Origin of the sequence: Halomonas sp., assembly GCF_041689495.1 — a bacterium.
Taxonomy (GTDB): Bacteria; Pseudomonadota; Gammaproteobacteria; order Pseudomonadales; family Halomonadaceae; genus Halomonas.
In genome coordinates this window covers 1-8,666 of record NZ_JBDNGD010000496.1, presented here as the reverse complement: position 1 = coordinate 8,666, position 8,666 = coordinate 1, and the positions used below count along the sequence as shown (strand labels likewise).

Annotated in this window: 7 protein-coding genes, 2 tRNA genes and 1 pseudogene; 7 read left to right on the top strand and 3 right to left on the bottom strand. The window is 64.3% G+C overall.

What is annotated here, in order from left to right; translation table 11 throughout:
- The first annotated feature begins 146 nt into the window (after nucleotides 1-146).
- The 3 genes from ACESMD_RS14845 (at nucleotide 147) to ACESMD_RS14835 (ending at nucleotide 2,634) form a co-directional block, all read left to right on the top strand.
- Entirely contained in the window at nucleotides 147-1,103 is a 957-nt protein-coding gene (locus tag ACESMD_RS14845) for a sulfurtransferase (RefSeq protein ID WP_372614488.1), read from the top strand.
- A gap of 99 nt (nucleotides 1,104-1,202) precedes the next feature.
- On the top strand, nucleotides 1,203-2,411 hold the full coding sequence (locus ACESMD_RS14840) for a YeeE/YedE family protein (protein WP_372614486.1): 1,209 nt from the start codon (nucleotides 1,203-1,205) through the stop codon (nucleotides 2,409-2,411).
- Between the two features lie 34 nt (nucleotides 2,412-2,445).
- On the top strand, nucleotides 2,446-2,634 hold the full coding sequence (locus tag ACESMD_RS14835; protein ID WP_372614484.1) for a hypothetical protein: 189 nt from the start codon (nucleotides 2,446-2,448) through the stop codon (nucleotides 2,632-2,634).
- A 170-nt stretch (nucleotides 2,635-2,804) separates the two neighbouring features.
- Here the strand turns inward: ACESMD_RS14835 and ACESMD_RS14830 are convergent.
- The 3 genes from ACESMD_RS14830 to ACESMD_RS14820 form a co-directional block, all read right to left on the bottom strand.
- Nucleotides 2,805-2,880, bottom strand: a tRNA-Asn gene (locus ACESMD_RS14830).
- Nucleotides 2,881-2,907: 27 nt separating this feature from the next.
- Nucleotides 2,908-2,983 (bottom strand) — tRNA-Asn (locus ACESMD_RS14825).
- 184 nt (nucleotides 2,984-3,167) lie between these two features.
- Nucleotides 3,168-4,133, bottom strand: a complete 966-nt coding sequence (locus ACESMD_RS14820; protein WP_372614482.1) for a choline ABC transporter substrate-binding protein — start codon at nucleotides 4,131-4,133, stop codon at nucleotides 3,168-3,170.
- Nucleotides 4,134-4,315: 182 nt separating this feature from the next.
- On the opposite strand from ACESMD_RS14820, the gene betI reads away from it, so the two are divergent.
- The 4 genes and pseudogenes from betI to fadE all read left to right on the top strand — a co-directional run.
- Entirely contained in the window at nucleotides 4,316-4,921 is a 606-nt protein-coding gene (gene betI, locus ACESMD_RS14815) for a transcriptional regulator BetI (RefSeq protein ID WP_372614480.1), read from the top strand.
- A 12-nt stretch (nucleotides 4,922-4,933) separates the two neighbouring features.
- Nucleotides 4,934-6,403 carry a betaine-aldehyde dehydrogenase gene (gene betB, locus ACESMD_RS14810; protein ID WP_372614478.1) on the top strand — a complete coding sequence of 490 codons (1,470 nt, stop codon included), beginning with the start codon at nucleotides 4,934-4,936 and terminating at the stop codon, nucleotides 6,401-6,403.
- Nucleotides 6,404-6,494: 91 nt separating this feature from the next.
- Entirely contained in the window at nucleotides 6,495-8,204 is a 1,710-nt protein-coding gene (betA, locus tag ACESMD_RS14805) for a choline dehydrogenase (protein WP_372614476.1), read from the top strand.
- Between the two features lie 75 nt (nucleotides 8,205-8,279).
- Nucleotides 8,280-8,666 (top strand): annotated as a pseudogene (gene fadE / locus ACESMD_RS14800) (acyl-CoA dehydrogenase); the annotation flags it as partial.

Genomic DNA, 8,666 nt, shown 5'->3' with positions numbered 1-8,666 from the left:
TTCATGGCCGCAGCTGCGCGGCCTTGGCGAAATTCTATATACTGAAACCAACTTACTAAACAATAATTCATTCTCTCAAGGCATATTGCAGCGATGTCCTTGGCTGGCATAATAGCCACCTAAACCCGACCAAAGAGGTCAAGTATATGTTCAGAACACTCTCCATCATGGCAGGCACCCTGCTGATCGTCTTCCAGGCGCACGCCGCGGATCTGACACCGCTGGTCGACGGCGACTGGCTAAAGGCGCATCTGGACGACGACAATCTCGTGATCCTCGATGTCCGTTCCGCCATCGATGACGGCGGGGACCGCGAAAGTTTCGAATCCGCCCGTATCCCCGGAAGCCTCTACAGCAACTACATCGAGGATGGCTGGCGGGAGTCCCGCAACGACGTCGCGGGTCTGATGCCGGACGTCGATGATCTCGAGACCCTGATCGGCAGCCTGGGTATCGGCAACGACGACACCGTGGTCATCGTGTCCGCGGGTACCGGCGAAACCGATTTCGGCAGTGCCGCCCGAATCTACTGGACCTTCAAGGTACTGGGCCATGACGCTGTTGCCATCCTCAACGGCGGCTTCGCCGGCTGGCAGCAACAAGGGTTCGAGGTGGCCAGTGGATCCTCGCCCAACCCCGAACCGGCCACCTTCCAAGCGAGCCTCCGGGAAGAACTGATCGCCACCACTGAAGAGGTCGAGGCCGCGCGTTCCTCGCAAGCTCAGCTGGTCGATGCGCGTCCCTCGGACTACTTCACCGGTGACAACAAGTCTCCCGCCGTCCGCGTTGCGGGCACCATTCCGGGCTCGACCAACCTTCCGCATCACACCCTGATGCGCGGTCAGGATGATGCTTTCTTCCTGGATGTCGATGGCCTTCAGGCGCGTATCAACGAGGCCGAACTCGATCGCAATGCCCAGACCATCGCCTTCTGCAACACCGGCCACTGGGCGGCAACCGACTGGTTCGTCCTCAGCGAGATGGCCGGCTTCGACAATGTGTCCATGTATGACGGCTCCATGGCCGCCTGGACGGTGAGCGATGCGCGTCCGGTCCAGGTGGCCAAGCGAGGCATAGGACGGCTGCTGGACTTCTTCAACTGAGTCGCTGAACCAGCGTCGTGTAAACTTTCAGGTTTACCGCCCCTGCCATGCCCTAGGGTATGGCAGGGGCATTAGGTTGAACGACTGACGGACGGGACTATGAATCAAGCGAGCACGCTGCAAGCCCGGGAAAGCACCTGGCAGGTGGATCGATTCGCGGTGGTGGTGGCAATGGTCGGGCTGGTCCTGCTGGCTGCCTTGATCTGGCTGGAAACGGCCCCCTTCCTGGTCGCTCTCTTCTGTGTCGGCACCCTGCTGGGGGTAGCCCTATACCATGGCGCCTTCGGGTTCACCGCCGGCTGGCGCAACCTGGTGACCCAGAAACGGGGAGCGGGTCTGCGTGCCCAGTTGCTCCTCTTCGCCGTTACCTCGGTGATCATGGTGCCCATGCTCCATAGCGGCATGGAGGGACTGGTGGGCGCCGTGGCACCGGTCGGTGTCTCCCTGGTGGTGGGCGCCTTCATCTTCGGCATCGGCATGCAACTCGGGGGAGGCTGCGGCTCCGGCACCCTGTTTACGGTAGGGTCGGGCAATATCCGCATGGTCGTGACCCTGCTATTCTTCATCATCGGCAGCGTGATCGGCACTATCCATCTGCCCTGGTGGCTGGAACGCCCCGGCATCTCTCCGGTAAGCCTGGTCGACGGACTGAGCCTGCCGGGTGCCATCCTCTTCCAGCTGGCCCTGCTGGGCGCCATCGGCCTGTGGGTCAACCGTGTGGAACGCCGCGCCCACGGTCGAGTGGAATGGAACGAGCTGCGTCTCGGTGGGGCAGAGAAGGGGTTGCTGAAAACACTCCTGACGGGGCGCTGGCCATTCCTCTGGGCGATCGCCGCGCTTGCACTCGGAAATGTCCTGACCCTGGCCATCGCCGGCTCCCCCTGGGGCATCACCTTCGCCTTCGGTCTCTGGGGTGCCAAGGCCCTGCAGGGTATGGGTGTGGACATGAGCCAATTCGAGTTCTGGACCTGGGACACCCCTGCCCTGGCCCTGGCCGATTCCGTGCTGGTCGACACCACCTCGGTCATGAACTTCGGCCTGCTGCTGGGCGCCATGCTGGCCGCCGGCATGGCCAACCGCTTCAACGAAGCCAGCCTGCGCAAGCCTCAGGGTCGGCAATTCCTGGCAGCCATCGTCGGCGGGCTACTGCTTGGCTACGGGGCCAGGTTGGGCTTCGGTTGCAACATCGGAGCGCTCTTCTCCGGGATCGCCTCGGCCAGCCTGCACGGCTGGATATGGTTCGCCTCGGCCTTCCTCGGCTCGCTGATCGGCATCCGGCTGCGTCCCTGGTTCAGACTTCCCAACTGAACTGACCCAACTGAACTGACCCAAGGAATTCGACATGAAGGCCATCTATCGCCGCAGCATCGTGGTGCTGGCTCTGCTGGTGATTTTCGTGATGATCCTGGCCGATCACCTGTCCAGCAACACCTTCGCCTTCAACACCGGCGACAGAAGCGTCGATACGGTGCTCAAGCAACGTGAGCAGGGCAGCAGGGAATGTTCGCCCTGTGCTCCCTGCCCGCAATAACCGGCATGCCAGGATGGCAGGCAGGTGAGCCTGCCATCATGCACGACAGCCACAGGCATCGGGAGGCCAGGAGAAAAAGCACAGGGAATCAATGACCAAGGCTGCCGCAGTAAGCAAGTAAGGGTGCTGCAGCGAGTGACGTGAGACATCATGACGTGGTGTGATGACGTTGGCTCCCCGAACAGGACTCGAACCTGTGACCCAGTGATTAACAGTCACTTGCTCTACCAACTGAGCTATCGGGGATCGTCATCTAACGGCAGGATGTGTGCTTGGCTCCCCGAGCAGGACTCGAACCTGCGACCCAATGATTAACAGTCATTTGCTCTACCAACTGAGCTATCGGGGAATGACCTCGAACACGGGGCGCAGTATACGTAACGGGCTCGCCAGGTCAAGAGCGCATGATCCCGGTGGCATCATGCCCCCACAACGAGAAGGCGCCCCTTCGCGGGAAGCGAAGAGGCGCCTTCTCTCGTCTGGTGGCTGCGCCCTGATTTGAACAGGGGACCTGACAAGCCCGCGAGAGCCTGTCAGCCCTCGATGGCCAGGGACGCTTTCACCGCCGGCAGCGCCGGCTCGCCCTCACGGGTACTGATACTATCCAGCCAGGTATCGAGCACCTCCGGGTTGGCCTGGAGATAGGCGCGGGCCGCATCGCGGGGATCCTCGCCCTGATCCATGATCTCACCCATCAGCTGGTTCTCCATTTCAAGGGTGAACTCGAGGTTCTCCAGCAGCGCACCGACGTTGGCGCACTCCTCGGCGTAGCCACCGCGGGTGTTGGTGTAGACGGTGGCCCCGCCCAGGTTCGGGCCGAAGTAGTCATCGACACCCGACAAGTAGGCCATGTCGAAGTTGGTGTTCATGGGGTGGGGCTCCCAGCCGAGGAATACCATCCAGCGCTCATTGGGTACCCTGGCCCGAAGTTCGGCGAGCATACCGGCCTCGCTGGAATCGACCAGCTGCCAGTCACCGAGACCGAAGGCGTCGTCGTCGATCATCTGCTGGATCAGCTGGTTACCGTCGTTGCCGGCCTCGATACCGTGGATCTTGCTGTCGAACTTCTCGGCATTCTCGGCGAGATCGGCCACCGAGGTGACACCGGCCTCATGGACGTATTGCGGCACCGCCAGGGTGTACTTGGCGCCCTCGAGGTTGGCCGCCAGGCGATCCACAGTGCCATCCTCGACGTAGGGATCGCTGATCGAGGCCATGGACGGCATCCAGTTGCCGAGGAAGACGTCGAAATCGCCGTTCTTCAAGCCAGAGTAGGCGATCGGCACCGAAACCGTATCGATACGGGTCTCGTAGCCCATGGCCTCCAGCACCTCGGTGGTGAGCGCGGTGGTGGCTGTGATGTCGGTCCAGCCGACCTCGGCGAAACGCACGGCCTCGCAACTCTCGGGCTCGGCAGCCTGCAGCGGAGCGGCAGCGACCGCCAGGGCAGCGGCACCGAAGCCGAGGGCCATTCGACGGTTCAGGGTGGTCATGCTCATGAGAGCTTTCCTCTTGTTGGACACGAAGTGAAGCCGCGGCAGCAACGCCAGCGACCAGCAGGATGGTCCACCAGACCTTTATTGATTGAACGTTCAATAAAGAAATGGCAAGCTGTACACATGGTAACCATGCTTCATGCGTTGGTTGCAAGATCGACTCCCCGGGAAAGGAGCCAGCAACGGTGCCAAAGGTTGGAATGGAACCCATCCGCCGCCAGCAGCTGATCAAGGCGACCATGGCGGCCATCGACGAGGTCGGCCTGGCCGATGCGACGATGATGCGCATCGCCCGCCACGCGGGCGTCTCCGCCGGCATCATCAGTCATTATTTCAGCGGCAAGGACGGCCTGGTGGAGGCCACCATGCGCCAGATCCTCAGCGACCTGGGCGAGGCGGTGGCGGCGCGGCGTGGCGAGCTCACCACGTCAAGCCCCAGGGCCCATATCGGCGCCATCATCGACGGCAACTTCGACCGCAGCCAGGTCACCGGGCCGGTGGCCAAGACCTGGCTGGCCTTCTGGGCCAGCAGCATGCACAAGCCGGAATTGGCGCGCCTTCAGCAGGTCAACGATCGGCGCCTGTACTCCAATCTCTGTCACCAGTTCCGTTGGCTGATGCCCCGCCAAGAGGCTCGCGCCTGTGCCCGCGCACTGGCCGCCCTGATCGATGGCCTGTGGCTGCGCGGCGCCCTGACCCTCGAGGGCCTGGACAGCGACGAGGCGCGTCGCCTGGCCCGGTACTACCTGTACCGACTGCTCGACACCCAAGCCACCCTTCCCCCCGCCTGAACGGAGGTCACCATGGCATCTCTAGACACCCAGACACTCTACATCGATGGCCGTCACACGGCCGCCACCTCCGGCGAGACCTTCTCCGTCACCAACCCGATCGACGGCTCGCCGCTCGCCACCGTCCAGCAGGCGTCTCAAGCCGACGTGGATGCCGCCGTGGTCGCGGCCCGCAAGGGCCAGCGGATCTGGGCGGCGATGAGCGGCATGGAGCGTTCGCGCATCCTGCTCAAGGCCGTGGCGCTGCTGCGTGAGCACAACGACGAGCTGGCCGAGCTCGAGACCCGCAACACCGGCAAGCCGATCAGCGAGACCGCCGCGGTGGATATCGTCACCGGCGCCGACGCCCTGGAGTACTTCGCCGGACTGGCGCCCGCCATCGAAGGCACCCAGATCCCGCTGCGTGAAGAATCCTTCGTCTACACCCGTCGCGAACCGCTGGGCGTGATCGGCTCGATCGGCGCCTGGAACTACCCGATCCAGATCGCCTGCTGGAAGTCGGCCCCGGCCCTGGCCGCCGGCAACGCCGTGGTCTTCAAGCCCAGCGAAGTGACCCCGCTGACTACCATGAAACTGGCCGAGATCTTCACCGAGGCAGGGCTGCCCGCCGGTGTCTTCAACGTGGTGCAGGGCGATGGCCGCGTAGGCCAGATGCTGACCGCCCACCCGGGCATCGACAAGGTGTCCTTCACCGGCGAGGTCGGCACCGGCAAGAAGGTCATGTCCGCCTCGGCGAGTTCGAGCCTCAAGGACGTGACCATGGAGCTCGGCGGCAAGTCGCCGCTGATCGTCTTCGCCGATGCCGACCTGAATCGCGCCGCCGATGCGGCGATGATGGCCAACTTCTACTCCAGCGGTCAGATCTGCACCAACGGCACCCGGGTCTTCGTCGATCGCTCCGTCAAGGAGGCCTTCGAGGCCAAGCTCACCGAGCGCGTCGCCCGCATCAAGGCCGGTGACCCGATGGACCCGGCGGTCAACTTCGGCCCGCTGGTCAGCTTCGAGCATAGAGAGAAGGTGCTATCCTACATCGCGCTGGGCAAGGAAGAGGGTGCTCGCGTGCTGATCGGTGGCGAGGCCTGGGACCAGGGCGATTATGCTCACGGCGCCTGGGCGGCACCGACCATCTTCACCGATTGCACCGACGAGATGCGCATCGTGCGTGAGGAAATATTCGGCCCGGTGATGTCCGTGCTGGCCTTCGACGACGAGGACGAAGTGATTCGCCGCGCCAACGACACCGAATACGGCCTGGCCGCGGGTGTCTTCACCGAGAACCTCAACCGCGCGCATCGCAGCATCCATCGTCTCGAGGCAGGCATCTGCTGGATCAACACCTGGGGCGAGTCCCCCGCCGAGATGCCGGTGGGCGGCTACAAGCAGTCCGGCGTGGGCCGCGAGAACGGCATCTCGACCCTGGATCACTACACCCAGATCAAGTCCGTGCAGATCGAGATGGCGCCCTTCGAATCGGTGTTCTAAGCCGACGCTCCGCACGCGGTCACGAGGCGCCCCTCGTGACCGCCGCTACGGTCTCCCCGTTCCATCCTTGCCGCTTGAGGAGGGCTTGTCGATGACACAGGCTCGAGAGTTTGAGTACATCATCATCGGTGCCGGCTCGGCCGGCAACGTGCTGGCCACCCGGCTCACCGAGGACCCCGACGTCTCGGTGCTGCTGCTCGAGGCCGGCGGCCCCGACCACCGCTTCGACTTCCGCACCCAGATGCCGGCGGCACTGGCCTACCCGCTGCAGGGCAAGCGCTACAACTGGGCGTTCGAGACCGACCCGGAACCCCATATGGACGGCCGGCGCATGGAGTGCGGCCGCGGCAAGGGGCTGGGCGGTTCCTCGCTGATCAACGGCATGTGCTACATCCGCGGCAACGCCCTGGACTACGACAACTGGGCCAAGGGCGCCGGGCTCGATGACTGGGCCTATGCCGACTGCCTGCCCTACTTCCGCAAGGCCGAGACCCGCGACATCGGCCCCGACGACTATCACGGCGGCGATGGCCCGGTCAGCGTGACCACGCCGAAGGAAGGCAACAACCTGCTATATCACATCTTCATCGAGGCGGGCCAGCAGTCGGGCTACCCGGCCACCGGGGACGTCAACGGCTACCAGCAGGAAGGCTTCGGCCCCATGGACCGCTCCGTCACGCCGAACGGTCGTCGCGCGTCCACCGCCCGCGGCTACCTCGACCAGGCCAAGCCGCGCCCCAACCTGACCATCGAGACCCGCGCCACCACCGACGTCATCACCTTCCAGGACAAGCGCGCCACCGGCGTGCGCTACGAGCGACGTGGCCAGACCCAGGAGGTCCATGCCCACCGCGAGGTGCTGCTGTGCGGCGGCGCCATCGCCTCCCCGCAGATCCTGCAGCGCTCGGGAGTGGGCAACCCCGAGCACCTCGCCGAACTCGACATCCCGGTGGTCCACGACCTGCCCGGGGTGGGCGAGAACCTTCAGGACCACCTGGAGATGTACATCCAGTACGAGTGCACCCAGCCGATCTCGCTCTACCCGGCGCTCAAGTGGTACAACCAGCCGAAGATCGGCGCCGAGTGGCTCTTCCTCGGTACCGGCATCGGCACCAGCAACCAGTTCGAGGCCTGCGGTTTCATCCGTTCGAATGACCAGGAAGAATGGCCCAACCTGCAGTACCACTTCCTGCCCATCGCCATCAGCTACAACGGCAAGAGCGCGGTCCAGGCACACGGCTTCCAGGCCCATGTAGGCTCCATGCGTTCCGGGAGCCGCGGGCGCATCCGTCTGACCTCCCGCGACCCCGAGGCCGCACCCAGCATCCGCTTCAACTACATGTCCACCGACAAGGACTGGCAGGAGTTCCGCGATGCCATCCGCTTGACTCGCGAGATCATCGCCCAGCCCGCCTTCGACCCCTACCGTGGCCGGGAGATCTCGCCGGGACCGGACGTCCAGTCCGACGCCGAGCTGGATGCCTTCGTCAAGGCCCATGCCGAGACCGCCTACCACCCATGCGGCAGCTGCCGCATGGGCGAGGACGAGCAAGCGGTGGTGGACGGCCAGGGCCGGGTGCACGGCCTTCAGGGACTGCGGGTGGTGGACGCCTCGCTGTTCCCGGTGATTCCCACCGGCAACCTCAACGCCCCTACCATCATGCTGGCCGAGAAGATCGCCGACCGCATCCGCGGACGTGAACCGTTGCCGCGTTCGGATGCCCCCTACTATGTGGCGGGTGATACCCCGGCCCGCGGCGAATCCCGGCGCCCGGATACGTCCTCCGCTCTGGCCAACTGAAGGGAACTGGGCTAGTCTGCAAGGATTCAAACGTCTGTTCGAATTCCGGCGTTCCACCCCAAGCGGAGACTGCCCATGCTAGCCCTGATCCTGCTGATCCTGGCCATGACCGGCCTGCTGGTCGTCATGCGCCGAGAGGCTGGCGCCCTGCCTGCCCTCGGCGTGCTGGGCGTGACGGGCCTCGCCGGCCTGCTGCTCGGTGCTGCGGTACTCGGCACTCTCCTGCTGATCGGGGCCATGCTGGTGGCCGCGGCTGGTCTCCCTGCCCTGCGCCTCAAATGGCTCAGCCCATGGCTATTCGCCGCCTTCAAGAAGGTGGCACCCAGGGTCTCGGAGACCGAGCGCATCGCCCTGGAAGCAGGGACCGTGGCCTGGGACGGGGAGTTGTTCACCGGACGACCCGACTGGCAGACATTGCTTGCCATGACGGATGAAGGATTGACGAGTGAAGAACAGGATTTC

Excerpts from the sequence above, each read along its gene's own strand:
- ACESMD_RS14845 (WP_372614488.1), top strand. The coding sequence starts at position 147 with ATGTTCAGAACACTCTCCATCATGGCAGGCACCCTGCTGATCGTCTTC.
- ACESMD_RS14840 (WP_372614486.1), top strand. The coding sequence starts at position 1,203 with ATGAATCAAGCGAGCACGCTGCAAGCCCGGGAAAGCACCTGGCAGGTG.
- ACESMD_RS14835 (WP_372614484.1), top strand. The coding sequence starts at position 2,446 with ATGAAGGCCATCTATCGCCGCAGCATCGTGGTGCTGGCTCTGCTGGTG.
- ACESMD_RS14820 (WP_372614482.1), bottom strand. The coding sequence starts at position 4,133 with ATGAGCATGACCACCCTGAACCGTCGAATGGCCCTCGGCTTCGGTGCC.
- betB (WP_372614478.1), top strand. The coding sequence starts at position 4,934 with ATGGCATCTCTAGACACCCAGACACTCTACATCGATGGCCGTCACACG.
- betA (WP_372614476.1), top strand. The coding sequence starts at position 6,495 with ATGACACAGGCTCGAGAGTTTGAGTACATCATCATCGGTGCCGGCTCG.